The 17991-nt window shown below is 59.7% G+C and carries 17 protein-coding genes; 12 read left to right on the top strand and 5 right to left on the bottom strand.

Features of this window, described 5'->3' with window-relative positions:
• Positions 1 to 35: 35 nt before the first annotated feature.
• Together ABLU67_RS02080 and ABLU67_RS02075 are read right to left on the bottom strand one after the other, a co-directional pair.
• The gene (locus tag ABLU67_RS02080) at positions 36 to 689 is read right to left on the bottom strand and encodes a LysE family translocator (protein ID WP_064358468.1); all 654 of its coding nucleotides are present in this window, start codon (positions 687 to 689) and stop codon (positions 36 to 38) included.
• A 354-nt stretch (positions 690 to 1043) separates the two neighbouring features.
• Entirely contained in the window at positions 1044 to 1370 is a 327-nt protein-coding gene (locus tag ABLU67_RS02075; protein ID WP_025107931.1) for a gamma-glutamylcyclotransferase family protein, read from the bottom strand.
• Between the two features lie 115 nt (positions 1371 to 1485).
• Here ABLU67_RS02075 and gcvA point away from each other — a divergent pair, with 115 nt between their 5' ends.
• On the top strand, positions 1486 to 2388 hold the full coding sequence (gene gcvA / locus ABLU67_RS02070; RefSeq protein WP_227632921.1) for a transcriptional regulator GcvA: 903 nt from the start codon (positions 1486 to 1488) through the stop codon (positions 2386 to 2388).
• A gap of 55 nt (positions 2389 to 2443) precedes the next feature.
• On the opposite strand, the gene ABLU67_RS02065 is transcribed toward gcvA, so the two are convergent.
• From ABLU67_RS02065 to paaZ, 3 genes are all read right to left on the bottom strand, one after another.
• Complete coding sequence (locus tag ABLU67_RS02065; protein WP_046877267.1) at positions 2444 to 2776, bottom strand: cupin domain-containing protein; 333 nt, start codon at positions 2774 to 2776, stop codon at positions 2444 to 2446.
• A 176-nt stretch (positions 2777 to 2952) separates the two neighbouring features.
• The gene (gene tynA, locus ABLU67_RS02060) at positions 2953 to 5211 is read right to left on the bottom strand and encodes a primary-amine oxidase (protein ID WP_106510550.1); all 2259 of its coding nucleotides are present in this window, start codon (positions 5209 to 5211) and stop codon (positions 2953 to 2955) included.
• 190 nt (positions 5212 to 5401) lie between these two features.
• On the bottom strand, positions 5402 to 7447 hold the full coding sequence (gene paaZ / locus ABLU67_RS02055) for a phenylacetic acid degradation bifunctional protein PaaZ (protein ID WP_049082512.1): 2046 nt from the start codon (positions 7445 to 7447) through the stop codon (positions 5402 to 5404).
• A gap of 286 nt (positions 7448 to 7733) precedes the next feature.
• Between paaZ and paaA the strand changes: the two genes are divergently transcribed.
• Genes paaA through paaK form a run of 11 tightly spaced genes read left to right on the top strand, consistent with a single transcriptional unit; the run spans position 7734 to position 17255 of the window.
• Positions 7734 to 8663: a 1,2-phenylacetyl-CoA epoxidase subunit PaaA gene (paaA, locus tag ABLU67_RS02050; RefSeq protein ID WP_025107926.1), complete on the top strand. Its 930-nt coding sequence runs from the start codon at positions 7734 to 7736 to the stop codon at positions 8661 to 8663.
• An 11-nt stretch (positions 8664 to 8674) separates the two neighbouring features.
• On the top strand, positions 8675 to 8962 hold the full coding sequence (gene paaB / locus ABLU67_RS02045) for a 1,2-phenylacetyl-CoA epoxidase subunit PaaB (RefSeq protein WP_004850493.1): 288 nt from the start codon (positions 8675 to 8677) through the stop codon (positions 8960 to 8962).
• A gap of 7 nt (positions 8963 to 8969) precedes the next feature.
• A complete protein-coding gene (paaC, locus tag ABLU67_RS02040; RefSeq protein WP_046877270.1) occupies positions 8970 to 9725 on the top strand; it encodes a 1,2-phenylacetyl-CoA epoxidase subunit PaaC in 756 nt (251 codons plus the stop codon).
• A gap of 12 nt (positions 9726 to 9737) precedes the next feature.
• Positions 9738 to 10235, top strand: coding sequence for a 1,2-phenylacetyl-CoA epoxidase subunit PaaD (gene paaD / locus ABLU67_RS02035; protein ID WP_004850498.1), 498 nt, complete (start codon positions 9738 to 9740; stop codon positions 10233 to 10235).
• A gap of 7 nt (positions 10236 to 10242) precedes the next feature.
• Positions 10243 to 11313: a 1,2-phenylacetyl-CoA epoxidase subunit PaaE gene (gene paaE / locus ABLU67_RS02030; protein WP_046877271.1), complete on the top strand. Its 1071-nt coding sequence runs from the start codon at positions 10243 to 10245 to the stop codon at positions 11311 to 11313.
• Positions 11310 to 12077 carry a 2,3-dehydroadipyl-CoA hydratase PaaF gene (paaF, locus tag ABLU67_RS02025; protein WP_025107923.1) on the top strand — a complete coding sequence of 256 codons (768 nt, stop codon included), beginning with the start codon at positions 11310 to 11312 and terminating at the stop codon, positions 12075 to 12077. The genes paaE and paaF overlap by 4 nt, the downstream gene beginning before the upstream one ends.
• A gap of 2 nt (positions 12078 to 12079) precedes the next feature.
• Positions 12080 to 12868, top strand: coding sequence for a 2-(1,2-epoxy-1,2-dihydrophenyl)acetyl-CoA isomerase PaaG (gene paaG, locus ABLU67_RS02020; RefSeq protein WP_202019931.1), 789 nt, complete (start codon positions 12080 to 12082; stop codon positions 12866 to 12868).
• A 3-nt stretch (positions 12869 to 12871) separates the two neighbouring features.
• Positions 12872 to 14293, top strand: coding sequence for a 3-hydroxyacyl-CoA dehydrogenase (locus ABLU67_RS02015; RefSeq protein ID WP_301718659.1), 1422 nt, complete (start codon positions 12872 to 12874; stop codon positions 14291 to 14293).
• On the top strand, positions 14283 to 14705 hold the full coding sequence (gene paaI, locus ABLU67_RS02010; RefSeq protein ID WP_025107920.1) for a hydroxyphenylacetyl-CoA thioesterase PaaI: 423 nt from the start codon (positions 14283 to 14285) through the stop codon (positions 14703 to 14705). The genes ABLU67_RS02015 and paaI overlap by 11 nt, the downstream gene beginning before the upstream one ends.
• Entirely contained in the window at positions 14705 to 15910 is a 1206-nt protein-coding gene (gene pcaF / locus ABLU67_RS02005; RefSeq protein WP_025107919.1) for a 3-oxoadipyl-CoA thiolase, read from the top strand. Before paaI ends, pcaF begins: the two co-directional genes overlap by 1 nt.
• 28 nt (positions 15911 to 15938) lie before the next feature.
• Positions 15939 to 17255 (top strand): phenylacetate--CoA ligase PaaK, encoded by a 1317-nt coding sequence (gene paaK, locus ABLU67_RS02000; RefSeq protein ID WP_004850513.1) that lies wholly within the window; start codon positions 15939 to 15941, stop codon positions 17253 to 17255.
• Positions 17256 to 17991: the final 736 nt, after the last annotated feature.

The raw sequence follows: 17991 nt of genomic DNA, 5'->3' as shown, positions 1-17991 counted from the left end.
AGAGGCGGACACTGGGTTTACTGTTTCGGTAAAACTTACCGGGCAGATTTCGAGACTACACCAGACCCGCTAAACAACATGCGGATACCAAGGCCTATCATGACAACGCCTGTAAATCGTTCCTGCCATTTGATAAAGCTTGGGTGTTTACGTAGCCAGTTTCCAAATGTCCCTGATGCCATTGCGACTGACCCCAGGGAAACAATTCCTGCCAGCTTTTGGATACTCCCCAGAACAAGCAATTGCAGCCAGACAGGACCCGCGGCGGGATCGATAAACTGAGGAAGAAAAGCAAACATGAACAGCAGGGATTTTGGGTTCGTCAGGCTGTTCAGGGCACCTTCCTTAACCGCATTCCAGTCAGAAATTATTGCGGTTTTTCGCAGCCGAGTATCTGTGCCTGAAGTCGCTATCATTTTTATGCCCAGCCACATCAGATAAGCCGCACCAGCCCACCTTAGCAGATCCAGCGCAACTGGCCAGGCATGCACAACGGTCACCAGCCCAAGAACAAGAAAAGAAACTTGCACAAAACCTGCGACAAAGACATTGCCCAGAACCGTAAGCAGTGCAATACGTCTTCCCTGACCGACTCCTCTGGCGATGGTCAGCATCATGTCTGGCCCCGGAGAAATTTCCAGAAGCGTCAGCGCGAGAAGGAAAGTCATAAACGTTTCGATGGAAGGCATCGTGGTTGAGTCCGGAAAAAAATTTCTGCTACGTTACCTCAGACTGATTCGAGCCGAAAGTGGAAGATACTGCAACGTCCGCCTACGGCACGAAACGGACAAGTGCAAAGGTCCGCTATGAGTGAGAAGCGGACATAGATAGGGCTAAAGATTTGTGCATGATGCATTCAAGGATGATTTATTCTCTGTTTTAGAACCTGTAGAGCGTTTTAGCATCATTGGTCGTTCAATCAGCCATATATGAACTGGCTTGCTGACATCGTCAGATTACCTGTAACCGGCCGACAGTCGCCTTTATTTGTTAACAGACACAGTTATAAATCTCGACCTGAACCAGGACCAGCCGCTAACAGTTTATGCTTTGAGCATATAGAGATATGATTGCACTGTCTGACCGTTCGATGTGGTTACCTCTACAGGAACCCGTTCATACTCAGAACCTTCGAACTCATCGAGTAGGTGCCAGTAATTATGTAAATTCTCTGACTTGAAAAGAAAACCCGGTACACGATGACCTGAGTCATCCAGTACAATTCCCGGATAACCCATCTCTGCACCCCAGCCTTTCTCTAATAAAGAACCCCCAACGTGGCCTTCCTGCCATGTTCCCCCGATATTTTCAAGAATATGAGCATTAGGCCGGCCAGGTCCGAGTGTCCCGTAAACAAATAAACTTTCCATTGTTCCTCCAGGTATCGCTATGAAAATAATAATGTTCTTTTGTTAATTTTGATTTTTGGACTCTGGCCTGACAAATCATTTGTTCTCACAACACGCGTGAATTATTATCACGCGTATGATGTTCGATCGCCTTCCCCCATTGCAAACTCTGCGCGCTTTTGAAGCCACAGCCCGCCTCTCAAGCATGACGCTGGCGGCAGCGGAGTTGCACGTTACGCATGGCGCGATAAGCCGGCAAATCCGGAAGCTCGAAGAGCATCTGGGGTTAAAGCTATTTTTCAGGCTGACGCGGCAGATAATTCTGACGGAGCAAGGGGCTGAATTTCACCAACTGGTTACCCGTCTTTTGAGTGATTTAATGCGGGAGTCCGAGCGTCTGCGAGGAAGAAATCTGATAAAAAGTTTACGAATAAGTACAACGGTTTCATTTGCCAGTAAGTGGTTAGCACCGCGTTTAAGCCGGTTCAGGCAGAGATATCCTGAATTTGAAATTGAGCTGGATGTTACTGACGTTAATGTGGATCTTAATGATGGTCAGGTAGATGCTGCCATTCGTTACGGCCTTGGCAATTATCGAGATGTTTCGTCTGAACGTATGTTCGATGAAACAGTCACTCCTGTCTGTAGCCCAGATTTTCTTGAGAAACATAATGGTCTGACAGAGATTAAGGGACTTTTAAATTGCGTTCTTCTGCATGAGTACAGAATGCAGGCGAACTGGAAGGCATGGTTTGAGATGGCCGGAGAAAAAAATTTTAGCTGCCAGCAGGGTCCCTTATGGACTCTTGGCAGCATGGCGACTGAGGCGGCTATACGTGGCGAAGGCGTTGCTCTGGGACGCAGCGTTCTGATTGCAGATGATGTCGCTGCTGGAAGGCTTGTTGTTCCGTTTCCACAGTTCAAACTTAAGGCTGAGCGGGGGTACTATTTAGTCTACCGTTCAGATAATCAGGACTCTTTTAAAATAAGCATTCTAAGACAATGGCTCGCTGAAGAATTGAGCTCGTTGAAAGATTGAATGGCTGTCTAAAAAAATCCGCTTTTGGCACAACGCTGTCTACCGCACATTTCACTTAATCAGCAGGGGATGCGCCGCTGAAACCGCTGTCTGGTAAATCTATAATCACCAGGGTGCCAAAGCTGCCTGCTTCTACCGTATGAGGAATTCCCGCTTTGGCTATATAAAGCTGGCCGGGCGCGACGGAAATTTTTTTCTCCTGCACGCTCAGTTCCAGACGTCCGTCTATAACCAGTAATCCCTCGTCATATTCATGTACCTCCTCAGCGACAGAGTGGGCATCCATGCGCAGGACTTTGAGATTCGTTGCCCCAACGCGGCCTAAGATCCGGGAGCGCCAGGACGCCGGCAATGCCTGCGCTTCGGTTCTGAGATCGTAAAGCGACATAAAGCCATTCTCATTGATATTCGTTGCCTGCTTTTATGCCATATAAGTTAATCGCCGACATCTAACATATATGGCAAAAGAAGTTGAAAAACAGGCTATACCGGTCCTGCTGCCCGCTGCATGTGCATTGACCGCGGATAAATAAAAACGGCCCCATCGCTGAGGCCGTGACGTGCCTATTGTTTCTTCTCGCCCAGCGTCGGCGTCTCGTCAAAGAAGTTCCACGGTTTCAGCAGCGCGTGCGCCCACTCGGTCGGCATAATCGGCCACTCCTCGGCGCGGGCCACGTGGGTGGTGCCGGTGGTGATCCACACCACGTCATCATGGTTGTCCAGCGACTCGTCATCTTTCGCGTACTGGCCGAGGCCGGTGTCGTGAATCGAACGGTTAGGGTACTTGCCTTCCGGGAAGCGCTCGGTGGGATGATAGCGGGTGACCCACAGCTGCTTATCCATAAAGCTCAGACGATGATAAATCCACTCATCAGGCGCGAATTTTGCCCCGGTGGCGACCGGATGCGTGCCGCCCGCGTAGGGGATAATCTGATACGACACCGGGTTACCCATCCGGTTTTCTTTCGTGGTATTGCTCAGCAGACGGATGGTGCCCGGGTCAAATTTCTGCGCCGCTTTCTGCTCGCTATCAATCGTGTACTGATTGATCTGCATGGTGCTGGTACGCGGGCCGCCGGCGGTATTCGGCTTCACTTCCGGGTCCATGGCTACCAGCGTGTTGTTCTCGCCGTCAACGTCAAGATCGAGGCGGAAGTTGTAAATATGCTGGTGGGTGGTGCCGACAATATTATGGTCAATCAGCGTGCCGTAGCGGGTGTCCTCTTTGGCGCTCGGATCGTGCATGGTCTTCGCCTGCACGCCTTTCACCGCTTCGATGCCGGTCGCCCCGGCATCAATGCCGATGGTGCCGTTTTCGTGGAATACCCAGTCAAAAATATAGTCGTAGTTGCCGACGGTGCTGATCCAGCGCACCACCAGCTCGCGGCGCTCGGTACTGACGTTCGGCTTGCCCATCTCCTGATGCTTATACTCCGGCCCGGCGTAGCGTTCGAAGATGGCGATTGCGCGCGGGATGGTCGTGGGCGTGCCGGTATAGTCGGCGATGGTTTCATCCAGCAGGACCGCGTTAGACGGCGCGTCCTTGCCGCGCACGATAGGTGAGGTCAGGGTGCCCATACCGTAGTCGCCGGAATCGAGATAGGCCTTAAAGTACCAGCCCACGTCCGGGTCGCCGTAGGGGACGATCATCCCGCCCAGCGAACCTTCATACATCACCTGACGTTTCTTGCCGTTATCGTTATATGTCACGGTGGAGAGAATCGGCCCAACGCGGGAGTTCATGCGCAGGTGGAAATCCCAGTTTTGCCAGTGGATCATATCGCCGGTAATGGTGTAGTTTTTGCCCTCTGGCTCAATGATATCCAGCGGTTTAACCTTTGGCGCAACGCGGTCGCGCCCGTCATAGGGGCGGGCTGCCATAGGTACCGGGATCGTCGGCCCCTCTTCGATTTTGATGATCTTCTTCTGCTCAAGGTCGACCACCGCTACCAGGTTTTCAATCGGATGCGCCCAGTAGTTACCGTCGCCAACGTCAAGATAGCTGACCACTTTCAGCAGCCGCGCGTCCTGCTTGAGGCCATCTTTGCCGTCGAAGTAGCCGACGGTCAGCGGGGTGGTAATCACCTTGCTCGGGTCATCGATGCCGTGCTTTTTTAACACTTCGGCAAATTCGCTGCTGGCGTTGATGATGTTCTGCACGCTGGCGAAATCATCCAGCAGCACCATGCCGTGGGCGTCTTTAATCGGCGTCCATGAAAGCACTTTTTTATTCTGTAAATCCACCACCGCCTCAATAACGTGCTTGCCGTCGAGCATGATCACGTCGGCAGCGCGCGGGGCGTTGACCGGCGTACCGTTGAGGGCAAAATCCCACACCGCTTTTTTATCCGGCTCGCGCAGTGAGATCTCGGTGAATCGGGTATTGGGTTTGAAATCCGCCGCGGCTTTAACGATAGCGACCGCTGCGCTGATTTCCGCCGCTGACAGCGAGTTCAGCGGATGCGGGCGTTTTTCCACCTGGAAAGTCTGGTCAAGACCGGACTGAAACACGTCGTTGATAAAAGTGTCAGAAACCCACGCTTTGCCGTCTTTCATCACTACCGGCACCTGCAGCTCCAGGGTTTTACCATTGACGATGACCGTTTTCGCCCCCGGTTTTACCTTTACGTAAGCGCCGTCTTTAATCAGGGTAAACATTTGCGCGTAGTCATCCCACTGAACGTCCGCGCCAAAATCCTGCAGGGTTTTGTCAATCGGGACCATATGGGCTTCGCCGCCGTGGGCGAACGCCGGGCTTTGCCAGGCGCAAAACAGAGCGACAGCCAACGCCAGAGCCGTTTTGCGGGGAGAAAGAATCGCCATTGAGACCTCACCTTATTGTTGTGTTGTGCAGTGCCGCTGCGAATGTCGGCTTGTGTATCGTTAACCTAACAGCGGTCAGCGCCGAGGCGTTTGCCTGCTTTTGCCAGGTTGTTTGTCAGTTTTGCCAGTTACAAAAAATGCCTCCGCAGAGGCATGAAGATGGCGATAAAGATGGGCGAGTTTCTAATATTTACTCCGCAAAATCCCCCTGCTGGCGGGCCACCAGGGTCAGGATGGAGTAGAGCGCGACCGCCTGCTGGTGCTGGTTAAAAATCTCTACCGCCCACTCGACGACGCCGGTCGCTTTCTCCTCCGCGCTGCGCTGGCGTTTCACCGTTTTGCGTTTGCAGGTCAGGCGTACCTGGATGGTATCCCCCGGCTTCACCGGCTCGATAAAGCGCAGATTTTCCATTCCGTAGTTGGCGATCACCGGGCCGACCCCGGCGTCAACAAATAGCCCGGCAGCGGCGGAAATCAGGAAATAGCCGTGCACCACGCGCTCGCCGAAAATCGACTCCGCGGCGGCAATCTTATCCATATGAGCGTAAAAGTGATCGCCGCTCAGGCAGGCGAAGTTGACGATATCCGCCTCGGTCAGGGTGCGGCGCGGCGTCAGCAGGCTGTCGCCCGGCTGGATCTCCTCGAAATATTTACGGAACGGGTGAATGCGGTCTTCCACCACCTGCGCGCCGCGCACCCACTGCTGGCCAATGGCGGCGAGCATCGTCGGGCTGCCCTGAACCGCGGTGCGCTGCATATAGTGCTTCACCGCCCGCAGGCCGCCCAGCTCTTCGCCGCCGCCGGCGCGCCCCGGGCCGCCGTGTACCAGCTGCGGCAGCGGGGAGCCGTGGCCGGTGGACTCTGCGGAAGACTCTTCGTTCAGTATCTGAATACGCCCGTGGGCGCGGGCGGCGCCGAGAATAAACGCCCGCGCCAGTTCGCCGCTGGCGGTCACCAGGGTTCCGGCCAGGCTACCTTCGCCGGCCCGCGCCAGGGTCATGGCGTGCTCAACGTTCTGATACGGCATCAGGGTGGCGACGGGACCAAACGCTTCAATAGCGTGTACCGCCGGGGTCTCGTCCGGCTGCGGGCAGTACAGCAGCGTTGGCGGGAAGAAGGCGCCGGCGGCGCTGAAATCGGCCTGGCCGCCCAGCAGCACGTCACATCCAGCGGCCACCAGACGGTTGACGTTATCCTGCACGTCCTGACGCTGTTCGTGGTTCACCAACGCGCCCATCTTCACGCCTTCCTGCGCCGGGTCGCCGACCACCACTTTTTGCAGGCGCGCAATCAGCGCGTCGCTCACCGCTTTCACCTGCGCCTGCGGCACGATAATACGCCGGATGGCGGTGCACTTTTGCCCGGCCTTCGCCGTCATCTCTCGTACCACTTCGCGAATAAATAGCGCGAACTCCGGCTGCGCCGGCGTGACGTCGTCACCGAGTACGCAGCAGTTCAGCGAATCCGCTTCCATGGTGAAGGGAATGGACTTCGCGACCAGGTTGGGATGCACCCGCAGCTGCTGTCCGGTACGGGCCGAGCCGGTAAAGGTGACAACGTCCTGGCTATCGAGATGGTCGAGCAGATCGCCCGCGCCGCCGCAGATCAGGCTGATTGCCCCCTCCGGCACCAGCCCACTATCAACAATCATTTTGACCATCGCCTGCGTCAGCTGCGCGGTGGCGGTAGCCGGTTTGATGATGGCGGGCATACCGGCAAGCCAGGTGGGCGCCAGCTTTTCCAGCATGCCCCAGCAGGGGAAGTTAAAGGCGTTGATATGCACCGCCACGCCGGATTTTGACGTGAGCACGTGGCGGGCGGCGAAGCCTCCCTGTTTTGACAGCGGGATCGGCTCATCTTCCGGCCACAGGGTATCGTCCGGCAGCTCGCGGCTGCCGAGACCGGCGTAGGTGAAAAGAGTGCCAATGCCCCCTTCGATATCTACCCAGCTATCGGTGCGGGTGGCGCCGGTTTCGGCGGAGATCGCGTACAGCTCTGCCTTCTGCTCCAGCAAATATCTGGCGAGCGCCTTCAGCATCGCGCTGCGCTCAATAAAGCTCATCGCCCCCAGCGCTTTGCCGCCGCGCTCAATCGCGAAGCGTCGCGCCTGCGCCATATCCAGACCCGCGCTGGTGACTTCCCATAGCGCTTCGCCGCTGATGGCGTGATGGATGGTACGCGCGTGGCCCCGGCCGGTCTGCCACGCGCCGGACAAGTAGCTGGCTAACTGCTGCATGGTTTATCTCCAGATGTGTTACGTGAAATATCTATAAATAGTTCTTTGGTGAATCATAAAAATCAAGCTCACATTTAATAATTTATTAACATTGTGATCGGTGATGTTCTGCGTTATTCACTTAATACCCTGTTAATAAGGGTTTTTACAAAAGCTTTTGCGGTCGCTATCACAAAAAGAACAAACAAAATTTGTGGTTTTATTTAACCTGAATGTAACTTTTATAAAACAAAGTGATTCGAAAATTATTTTTAATCGAATTTATTGGAATCATAAAGGTGATGACGTGACAGAAGAACAACGCTTTGACCAGCGCATCGCGCAGGAGACGGCCATCGAACCGCAGGACTGGATGCCGGAAGCCTACCGCAAAACGCTGATCCGCCAGATTGGTCAGCACGCGCACTCGGAAATCGTCGGCATGTTGCCGGAAGGCAACTGGATCACTCGCGCGCCGACCCTTAGGCGCAAAGCGATTCTGCTGGCGAAAGTGCAGGATGAAGCCGGGCATGGCCTGTACCTCTACAGCGCGGCGGAAACCCTCGGCTGCGCCCGCGAAGACCTGTATCAGAAGATGCTCGACGGCAAGATGAAGTACTCCTCCATTTTTAACTACCCGACCCTGAGCTGGGCGGATATCGGCGTGATTGGCTGGCTGGTGGACGGCGCGGCCATCGTCAATCAGGTGGCGCTGTGTCGCACCTCCTACGGACCCTACGCCCGGGCAATGGTCAAGATCTGCAAAGAGGAGAGCTTTCACCAGCGCCAGGGGTTTGAAGCCTGCATGGCGCTGGCGCAGGGCAGCGACGCGCAGCGGCAGATGCTGCAGGACGCCATCAACCGTTTCTGGTGGCCGGCGCTGATGATGTTTGGCCCGGGCGACGATAACTCGCCAAACAGCGCCCGCAGCATGGCGTGGAAAATCAAGCTCCACTCGAACGACGAACTGCGCCAGCGCTTTGTCGATAACACCATTCCGCAGGTGGAAATCCTCGGTATGACCGTACCCGACCCGGATTTGCGGCTGGATGAAACCAGCGGCCACTACCGCTTTGGCGCCATCGACTGGCACGAATTTAACGAAGTGATTGCCGGACGCGGGATCTGCAACCACGAACGCCTGGGCGCTAAACGCAAGGCATGGGAAGAGGGCGCGTGGGTGCGGGAAGCCGCGCTGGCGCATGCGCAAAAACAGCAGGCTCGCGACGCCGCGTAAGGAGAATGAAGATGAGCAAAAACTACTGGCCGTTATATGAAGTGTTCGTTCGCAGCAAACAGGGACTGTCGCACCGCCACGTCGGCAGTCTGCACGCCGCCGATGACCAGATGGCGCTGGAAAACGCCCGCGATGCCTATACCCGCCGCAGCGAAGGCTGTTCGATTTGGGTGGTGAAGGCCAGCGAAATCGTCGCCTCGCAGCCCGAAGAGCGCGGCGCATTTTTCGACCCGGCGGAGAGCAAAGTCTATCGTCATCCCACCTTCTACACCGTGCCCGACGGCATGGAACATATGTGAGGCCACGATGAAAAACGATAACCCCGTTGCCGCTTATGCTCTGCGCCTTGGCGATAACGGCCTGGTGCTGGCCCAGCGTCTGGGCGAGTGGTGCGGCCACGCGCCGGAGCTGGAGATCGATCTGGCGCTGGCCAATATCGGCCTCGACCTGCTGGGGCAGGCGCGCCATTTCCTCAGCTACGCCGCCGAACTGACCGGCAGCGGCGATGAAGATACCCTGGCCTTTGGCCGCGACGAGCGCCAGTTTTGCAATTTACTGCTGGCGGAGCAGCCAAACGGCAACTTCGCCGACACCCTCGCTCGCCAGTTTTTCATCGATGTCTGGCACGTGGCGCTGTTCGGCCGCCTGGTCGGCAGTCGCGATGCGCAGCTTGCCGCCATCGCCGCCAGGGCGCTGAAAGAGGTGCGCTACCACCAGCGCTTTAGCCGCGGCTGGCTGGAGCGTCTGGGCAACGGCACGGCGCTTTCCGCCCAGAGAATGCAGAGCGCGGTGGATAACCTGTGGCGCTTTACCGGCGAGCTGTTCCAGGCCGATGAGCTGGAAATTGAGCTGAGTGCGCAGGGCATCGCCGTCGACCCCCGCGAACTGCAGGCCGAATGGCAGAACGCGGTGCACACGGCGCTGATCGACGCCGGTTTGCAGATCCCGCAAGAAGCGGCTTTCCGCAGCGGCGGTAAGCAGGGGCTGCACAGCGAACATCTCGGGCCGCTGCTGGCGGAGATGCAGTATTTACAGCGCGCCTATCCCGGCCAGCAGTGGTAGCAGGAGGGGATTATGCAACGTCTGGTTGATATCGCGCCCCCGGAGGTCCACGCCGTCTGGGATCTGTTAGGCGCCATTCCCGATCCGGAAGTGCCGGTGCTGACCATTACCGACCTCGGCCTGGTGCGCAGCGTGGAGCGCCGCGGCGATGGCTGGGTGATTGGCTTCACGCCAACCTATTCGGGCTGCCCGGCCACCGAACATCTACTGGGAGAAATCCGCGCGGCAATGACGGAAAACGGCTACGCGCCGGTGCATATCGTGCTGCAGCTTGACCCGCCGTGGACCACCGACTGGATGGGGCCGGACGCGCGTGAACGCCTGCGCCAGTACGGCATCAGTCCGCCGCAGGGCCATGCCTGCCATGCCCACATGCCGGAGGACGTGGTCTGCCCGCGCTGCGGCAGCCGCCACACCTCGCTGATTAGCGAATTCGGTTCCACGGCCTGCAAAGCGCTGTATCGCTGCGACAGCTGCCGGGAACCCTTTGATTACTTTAAATGTATTTGAGGTTGCGATGACGACATTTCATTCGCTTACCGTGGCGAAAGTGGAGCCGGAAACCCGCGATGCGGTCACCATCACCTTTGCCATTCCCGACGCGCTGCGTAATGCATACGCCTTCCGTCCGGGCCAGCATCTGACCCTGAAAGCGCGCCTTGGCGGGGAAGAGCTCAGGCGCTGCTACTCCATTTGCCGCAGCCGCTCGCCGGGTGAAATCAGCGTGGCGGTGAAGGCCATCGACGGCGGGCGCTTCTCGCGCTATGCCCAGAGCGACATTCAGCAAGGCATGGCGCTGGACGTGATGGTGCCGCAGGGACATTTCGGCTACCAGCCGCAGGCCGGGCGTTGCGCTGACTACCTGGCGATTGCCGCCGGCTCCGGCATTACGCCGATGATGGCGATTATCGACGCCACCCTCGCCACCGAAGTCGACAGCCGCTTCACGCTGGTTTACGGCAACCGCAGCAGCCACAGCATGATGTTCCGTCAGGCGCTGGCCGACCTGAAAGACCGCTATCCGCAGCGTCTGCAGGTGGTACACCTGTTCAGCCAGGAGTCGATGGACAGCGATCTGCTGCAGGGGCGCATCAACGGCGACAAGCTGCGCGAACTGGCCGCCCATCTGCTGGACTTCAGCCGCTTCGAGCACGCCTTTATCTGCGGCCCGGCGGCGATGATGGATGAAGCGGAGATCGCCCTGCGCGAGCTGGGCGTACCGGAGGACGCGATTCATCTGGAACGTTTTAATACCCCGGACAGCCGCGCCAGGCGGGCTACCGGCGTCCAGGCGGAGGGCCGCGCGGTCACGATTCGTCAGGACGGCCGCGACCGAATCATTGCCCTGAGCGCGGAGGATGACAGCATTCTTGACGCCGCGCTGCGCCAGGGGGCGGACCTGCCGTTTGCCTGCAAGGGGGGCGTCTGCGCCACCTGTAAATGCAAAGTGCTGCGCGGCGAGGTGGCGATGGCCGCTAACTACAGCCTTGAAGCCGACGAACTGGCGGCGGGCTACGTGCTGAGCTGTCAGGCGCTGCCCACCAGCGACGATGTGGTTGTCGACTTTGACGCGCGGGGGATGGCATGAGCGAACTGTTCATTGCTCGTCACGCGCGCGTACTGCAGCTGACGCTAAATCGCCCGCAGGCGCGCAACGCTTTGAATAACGCGCTGCTGACGCAGATCGCCGACGTGCTCGACGCGGCGGCGCTGGACCCGTCGGTCGGCGTCTGCGTCATCAGCGGTAACGAACGCTTCTTTGCCGCAGGGGCTGACCTGAACGAAATGGCGGAAAAAGATCTGCCCGCCACGCTCGATGATATTCGCCCGCGGCTGTGGGCGCGTATCGACGCCTTCAGTAAACCGCTGATCGCTTCGGTTAACGGCTATGCCCTCGGCGCCGGATGCGAGCTGGCGCTGCTCTGCGATCTGATTGTCGCCGGCGATAACGCCCGCTTCGGCCTGCCGGAAATCACCCTCGGCATGATGCCGGGCGCGGGCGGGACCCAGCGCCTGATCCGCTCCGTCGGTAAGGCGCTGGCCAGCCGGATGGTCTTGAGCGGCGAAAGCATTGATGCCCATCAGGCGCAGCGGGCGGGGCTGGTATGCGAGGTTTATCCGCCAGCGCTCACCGATGAATACGCGCTCGGCCTGGCGGCAACCGTGGCTCGCCACTCGCCGCTGGCGCTGCGCGCGGCTAAGCAGGCTTTGCGGCTGTCGCAGGAGGTGAGCCTGCAGGCCGGGCTTCAGCAGGAGCGCCAGCTGTTTACTTTGCTGAGCGCGACCGAAGATCGCCGCGAAGGCATCGACGCCTTTTTACATAAACGTACTGCGGAATTTAAAGGACGCTAATCGTGGAAGCTTTCATTCTCAGCGAAGTGGAACAGGGCGTGATGACGATTACCCTTAATCGCCCGGACCGTCTGAACAGTTTTAACGACCTGATGCACCAGCAGCTGGCGGCGTGCCTGAAACAGGCCGAACGCGACGACAGCATACGCTGCCTGCTGGTGACCGGCGCGGGGCGCGGTTTTTGCGCCGGGCAGGATTTAAATGACCGTAACGTCGACCCCAGCGGGCCGGCTCCGGATCTCGGGCTCTCGGTTGAGCGTTTCTACAACCCCCTGGTGCGCCGTCTGGCGGCGCTGCCGAAACCGGTGATTTGCTCGGTGAACGGCGTCGCGGCGGGCGCGGGGGCTACGCTGGCGATGGGCTGCGATATCGTGCTGGCGGCGCGTTCAGCGAAGTTCGTTATGGCGTTCAGCAAGCTTGGTCTGGTGCCGGACTGCGGCGGCAGCTGGTTTCTGCCGCGCGTGGCGGGGCGCGCGCGCGCGATGGGGCTGGCGCTGCTGGGCGATAGCCTGAGCGCGGAGCAGGCGGCGCAGTGGGGGATGATCTGGCAGGTGGTGGATGATGCCGAGCTGAAAGACACCAGCCTGGCGCTGGCCCGGCACCTGGCCGCCCAGCCGACCTATGGCCTCGGGCTGATTAAAAACGCGCTGCGGCTGGCGGAAACCCAGACCCTGGACCAGCAGCTTGACCTGGAGCGCGACTACCAGCGCCTGGCCGGACGCAGCGCCGACTATCGCGAAGGCGTCAGCGCTTTTCTGGCGAAGCGTCCACCTCACTTCAGCGGGAAATAGCCGATGAGCACAACGTTACCTACCGTCGCGGTGATAGGCAGCGGCACCATGGGCGCCGGCATTGCCGAAGTGGCCGCCGCCGCCGGGCATCCGGTACTGATTTACGACATCGCCCCTGAGGCGGTGGTTCGCGCCATCGACGGGATTCGCCAGCGGCTGGCCTCCCGCGTCAGCCGCGGCAAGCTGGCGGCGGAAAAGGCCGGGGCGCTGCTGTCGCGTCTGGCACCGGCTGAGGATCTGAGCGCTTTAGCCCGTGCGGAGTTGGTTATTGAAGCCGCCTCCGAGCGCCTGGACGTGAAAAAAGCGCTGTTCAAACAGCTGGCCGAAATCTGCTCCCCGTCAGCGCTGCTGGTCAGCAACACGTCGTCGATATCGATCACCGCCATCGCCGCGGGAATAAAACACCCGGAGCGGGTCGCCGGGCTGCACTTCTTTAACCCGGCCCCGGTAATGAAGCTGGTGGAAGTGGTCAGCGGCCTGGCCACCTCGGCGGAAGTCGTCGCACAGCTCTGCCAGCGGGTCAGCGACTGGGGAAAGCAGCCGGTTCGCTGCCGCTCAACGCCCGGCTTTATCGTCAACCGCGTGGCGCGGCCTTTTTATGCCGAAGCGTGGCGAGCGCTGGAGGAGCAGGTCGCCGCGCCGGAGGTGATTGACGCCGCCTTGCGCGACGGCGGCGGTTTTCCCATGGGGCCGCTGGCGCTGACCGACCTGATTGGCCAGGACGTCAACTTTGCGGTGACCTGTTCGGTATTTAACGCCTTCTGGCAGGACCGCCGCTATCTGCCGTCGCTGCTGCAGCAGGAGCTGGCGCTGGCCGGACGGCTGGGTAAAAAGAGCGGGCAGGGGGTCTACTGCTGGCCTGGCGAAGCGCAGCCTGAGCTGGCCTTGGCCGCCGTATCGGCAGAACGCGCAGCAAAGCGCATAAAACGTGACGTTGTCACCGAGCTGGACGAGGTGCTGCTGCTGGAAACGACCGGCGAAACCGCCCTGGCATTAAGCCTTCAGCACGGCCGCCCGGTGGTGGTCTACGACCATAGCGCAGGCGATACGGTGGTGCTGGCCAGCGCGGAAACCACCTCTCAGGCGGCGATCGATAAAGCGACTTTCTATTTTCAGCAGCAGGGCAAAAAGGTGCTGCAGATCGCCGACTATCCCGGCCTGCTGGTGTGGCGGACGGTGGCGATGCTGGTTAACGAAGCGCTGGACGCGCTGCAGAAGGGCGTCGCCAGCGCGGAGGATATCGATACCGCCATGCGTCTGGGCGTCAACTACCCGCGCGGCCCGCTGGTGTGGGGTGAATCACTTGGCTGGGGCCGGGTGCTGCGGCTGCTGGAAAACCTGCAGCAGCACTACGGCGAAGAGCGCTATCGCCCCTGTTCCCTGCTGCGCCAGAAGGCGCTGATGGAGAGACATCATGAGCAATGAAGCCTGGCACAACGCCCGCGCGATGTACGAGAACGATAACTGTGCGAAAGCGCTGGGAATTGAAATTATCGAGATGGACCAGGGCTACGCGCAGATGACCATGGCGATCACCCCGAACATGCTCAACGGCCACCATACCTGCCACGGCGGACAGCTGTTTTCGCTCGCCGATACCGCCTTCGCCTACGCCTGCAACAGTCAGGGGCTGGCGGCGGTCGCGTCGGCGGCGAGCATCGATTTTCTGCGTCCGGCCTTTGTCGGCGAGCTGCTGACCGCGACGGCGAGAGTTAAGCATCAGGGCAAGCTGACCGGGGTCTATGACATTGAAATTGTTAACCAACAGCAAAAAGTTGTCGCTCTGTTCCGCGGTAAATCGCACCGCATCGGCGGCACAATCACAGGAGAAGTCTGATGCGCGACGCCTTTATTTGTGACGGGATCCGCACGCCGATTGGCCGCTACGGCGGGGCGCTGGCCAGCGTGCGCGCCGACGACCTCGCCGCCATCCCGCTGCGCGAACTGCTGAGCCGTAACCCGAAGTTCGATCCGGCATCGATTGATGATGTGATTCTCGGCTGCGCCAACCAGGCCGGCGAAGACAACCGCAACGTGGCCCATATGGCGACGCTGCTGGCGGGCTATCCGCACACCGTACCCGGCACCACCATTAACCGTCTGTGCGGCTCCGGTCTCGACGCTATCGGCTTCGCCGCACGCGCCATCAAAGCCGGAGAGGCGGATCTGATGATCGCCGGCGGCGTCGAGTCCATGTCGCGCGCACCGTTTGTGATGGCCAAAGCCAGCGCCCCCTGGCAGCGCCAGGCCGAGCTGTTTGATACCACCATCGGCTGGCGTTTTGTGAACCCGCTCATGCAGCAGCGATTTGGCACTGACAGCATGCCGGAAACGGCGGAGAATGTAGCTGAATTGTTAAATATCAGCCGCGCCGATCAGGACGCTTTCGCTTTCCGCAGCCAGCAGCGTACGGCTCAGGCCCAGCGCGACGGCATTCTGGCGCAGGAGATCGTACCGGTAAACGTTGTCGACAGGAAAGGAGCGGTAAACGTCGTGCGCGACGACGAGCATCCGCGGGCGGACACCACCATTGAACAGCTTTCGCGGCTAAAAACGCCGTTCCGTCAGGGTGGCGTAGTGACCGCGGGTAATGCCTCCGGCGTCAACGACGGCGCCGCGGCGCTGATTATCGCCAGCTCGCAGCAGGCCATCGTCCAGGGGCTGACGCCGCGGGCGCGTATTGTGGCGATGGCGACGGCGGGCGTCGAGCCGAAGCTGATGGGGCTTGGACCGGTACCGGCGGTACGTAAAGCGCTGGAGCGCGCCGGGCTGAGTATAAACGATATGGATCTGATTGAGCTGAATGAAGCCTTCGCCGCCCAGGCGCTGGGCGTGCTCAGACAGCTGGGGCTGGCGGATGATGCCCCGCATGTTAACCCCAACGGCGGCGCCATCGCCTTAGGCCATCCGTTGGGAATGAGCGGCGCCCGGCTGGCATTAAGCGCCAGCCTGGAGCTGCAGCGCCGCGGCGGGCGCTATGCGCTGTGTACGATGTGTATTGGCGTGGGTCAGGGCATTGCCATGATCCTTGAGCGAGTGTGAGCGAATCTACCTGCGAGTACCCTACAAAATGACAACGATAACTCAATTAGACCCGATTGAAACCGCATCGCGCGACGAGCTACAGGCCCTGCAAACCCAGCGTCTGAAGTGGACCCTTAAGCATGCGTATGAGAACGTGCCGATGTATCGCCGTAAATTTGACGCGGCGGGCATTCATCCTGACGATTTTCACGAACTGAGCGATCTGAGCAAGTTTCCCTGCACCACCAAGCAGGATCTGCGCGACAACTACCCCTTTGATACCTTTGCGGTGCCGATGGAGCAGGTGGTGCGTATCCACGCGTCTTCGGGCACCACCGGCAAACCGACGGTGGTGGGCTATACGCAAAACGATATTGATAACTGGGCCAATATTGTCGCCCGCTCCCTGCGCGCGGCGGGCGGGACGGCAAAAGACAAAATTCATGTCGCCTACGGCTATGGTCTGTTTACCGGCGGGCTGGGCGCCCACTACGGTGCGGAACGTTTAGGCGCGACGGTCATTCCCATGTCCGGCGGGCAGACTGAAAAACAGGCGCAGCTGATCCGCGATTTTAAGCCGGATATGATTATGGTGACGCCGTCCTACTGTCTGAACCTGATTGAAGAGCTGGAGCGCCAGATGGGCGGCGACGCCAGCGGCTGCTCCCTGCGGGTGGGCGTGTTCGGCGCGGAGCCGTGGACCCATGCGATGCGGGCGGAAATCGAGCGTCGTCTGGGGATTTCGGCGCTGGATATCTATGGCCTGTCGGAGGTGATGGGGCCGGGGGTGGCGATGGAGTGTCTGGAAACCGCCGACGGTCCGACGATCTGGGAGGATCACTTCTACCCTGAAGTGGTGAATCCGGACACCGGTACGCCGCTGGCGGACGGCGAACACGGCGAGCTGCTGTTCACCACCCTGACCAAAGAAGCGCTGCCGGTGATCCGCTACCGCACCCGCGACCTGACGCGACTGCTGCCGGGCACCGCCCGCACCATGCGCCGGATGGATCGCATCAGCGGGCGCAGCGACGATATGCTGATTATCCGCGGCGTGAACGTCTTCCCGTCGCAGCTGGAAGAGGAGATCCTCAAGTTCGAACATCTGGCGCCGCACTATCAGCTGGAAGTCAACCGCCGGGGCCATCTTGATTCACTTTCGGTGCGCGTGGAGCTAAAAGAGAGCGGTCTGGCGCTGAACCACGAGCAGCGCTGTCAGATTTGCCACCAGCTGCGCCACCGGATCAAGTCGATGGTGGGGATTTCGACCGATATCAGCATTGTTAACTGCGGCAGCATTCCGCGCTCCGAGGGTAAGGCCTGCCGCGTGTTCGATCTGCGCAAGGTGGCCGCTAACGGATAACGCATTCTCCCGGAGGCGGCGCATTGTGCCTGTCCGGGCTACCCGATGCCGCAACTCCCGTAGCCCGGGTAAGGCGTTTACGCCGCGACCCGGGGAGAGTGCCGGGGTTGATGTATCAGCTCGGCCTCTTCCCGGCTCGCGCTGCGCTTAGCCGGGCTACGTGTTCATCGCCGTCTGCGGGCCGGTAGCCCGGGTAAGGCGTTTACGCCGCGACCCGGGGAGAGTGCCGGGGGGGATGTATCAGCTCGGCTTCTTCCCGGCTCGCGCTGCGCTTAGCCGGGCTACGTGTTCACCGTCGTCTGAGGGGCGGTAGCCCGGGTAAGGCGTTTACGCCGCGACCCGGGGAGAGTGCCGAGGGGGATGTATCAGCTCGGCCTCTTCCCGGCTCGCGCTGCGCTTAGCCGGGCTACGTATTCTTCATCGTCTGCGGGGCGGTAGCCCGGGTAAGGCGTTTACGCCGCGACCCGGGGAGAGTGCCGGGGGGGATGTATCAGCTCGGCTTCTTCCCGGCTCGCGCTGCGCTTAGCCGGGCTACGTGTTCACCGTCGTCTGAGGGGCGGTAGCCCGGGTAAGGCGTTTACGCCGCGACCCGGGGAGAGTGCCGAGGGGGATGTATCAGCTCGGCCTCTTCCCGGCTCGCGCTGCGCTTAGCCGGGCTACGTATTCTTCATCGTCTGCGGTCCGGTAGCCCGGGTAAGGCGTTTACGCCGCGACCCGGGGAGTGTGCCGGGGTTGA

The organism is Klebsiella sp. GN_Kp190 (assembly GCF_040061795.1).
Classification (GTDB): Bacteria; Pseudomonadota; Gammaproteobacteria; order Enterobacterales; family Enterobacteriaceae; genus Klebsiella; species Klebsiella michiganensis.
The sequence above is the reverse complement of the archived record's forward strand: the minus strand, read 5'-3'. Positions and strand labels throughout refer to the sequence as shown.

Excerpts from the sequence above, each read along its gene's own strand:
- gcvA (WP_227632921.1), top strand. The coding sequence starts at position 1,486 with ATGATGTTCGATCGCCTTCCCCCATTGCAAACTCTGCGCGCTTTTGAA.
- paaF (WP_025107923.1), top strand. The coding sequence starts at position 11,310 with ATGAGCGAACTGTTCATTGCTCGTCACGCGCGCGTACTGCAGCTGACG.
- ABLU67_RS02075 (WP_025107931.1), bottom strand. The coding sequence starts at position 1,370 with ATGGAAAGTTTATTTGTTTACGGGACACTCGGACCTGGCCGGCCTAAT.
- paaD (WP_004850498.1), top strand. The coding sequence starts at position 9,738 with ATGCAACGTCTGGTTGATATCGCGCCCCCGGAGGTCCACGCCGTCTGG.
- paaC (WP_046877270.1), top strand. The coding sequence starts at position 8,970 with ATGAAAAACGATAACCCCGTTGCCGCTTATGCTCTGCGCCTTGGCGAT.
- pcaF (WP_025107919.1), top strand. The coding sequence starts at position 14,705 with ATGCGCGACGCCTTTATTTGTGACGGGATCCGCACGCCGATTGGCCGC.
- paaZ (WP_049082512.1), bottom strand. The coding sequence starts at position 7,447 with ATGCAGCAGTTAGCCAGCTACTTGTCCGGCGCGTGGCAGACCGGCCGG.
- paaB (WP_004850493.1), top strand. The coding sequence starts at position 8,675 with ATGAGCAAAAACTACTGGCCGTTATATGAAGTGTTCGTTCGCAGCAAA.
- ABLU67_RS02015 (WP_301718659.1), top strand. The coding sequence starts at position 12,872 with ATGAGCACAACGTTACCTACCGTCGCGGTGATAGGCAGCGGCACCATG.
- ABLU67_RS02065 (WP_046877267.1), bottom strand. The coding sequence starts at position 2,776 with ATGTCGCTTTACGATCTCAGAACCGAAGCGCAGGCATTGCCGGCGTCC.
- paaI (WP_025107920.1), top strand. The coding sequence starts at position 14,283 with ATGAGCAATGAAGCCTGGCACAACGCCCGCGCGATGTACGAGAACGAT.
- tynA (WP_106510550.1), bottom strand. The coding sequence starts at position 5,211 with ATGGCGATTCTTTCTCCCCGCAAAACGGCTCTGGCGTTGGCTGTCGCT.
- ABLU67_RS02080 (WP_064358468.1), bottom strand. The coding sequence starts at position 689 with ATGCCTTCCATCGAAACGTTTATGACTTTCCTTCTCGCGCTGACGCTT.
- paaK (WP_004850513.1), top strand. The coding sequence starts at position 15,939 with ATGACAACGATAACTCAATTAGACCCGATTGAAACCGCATCGCGCGAC.
- paaE (WP_046877271.1), top strand. The coding sequence starts at position 10,243 with ATGACGACATTTCATTCGCTTACCGTGGCGAAAGTGGAGCCGGAAACC.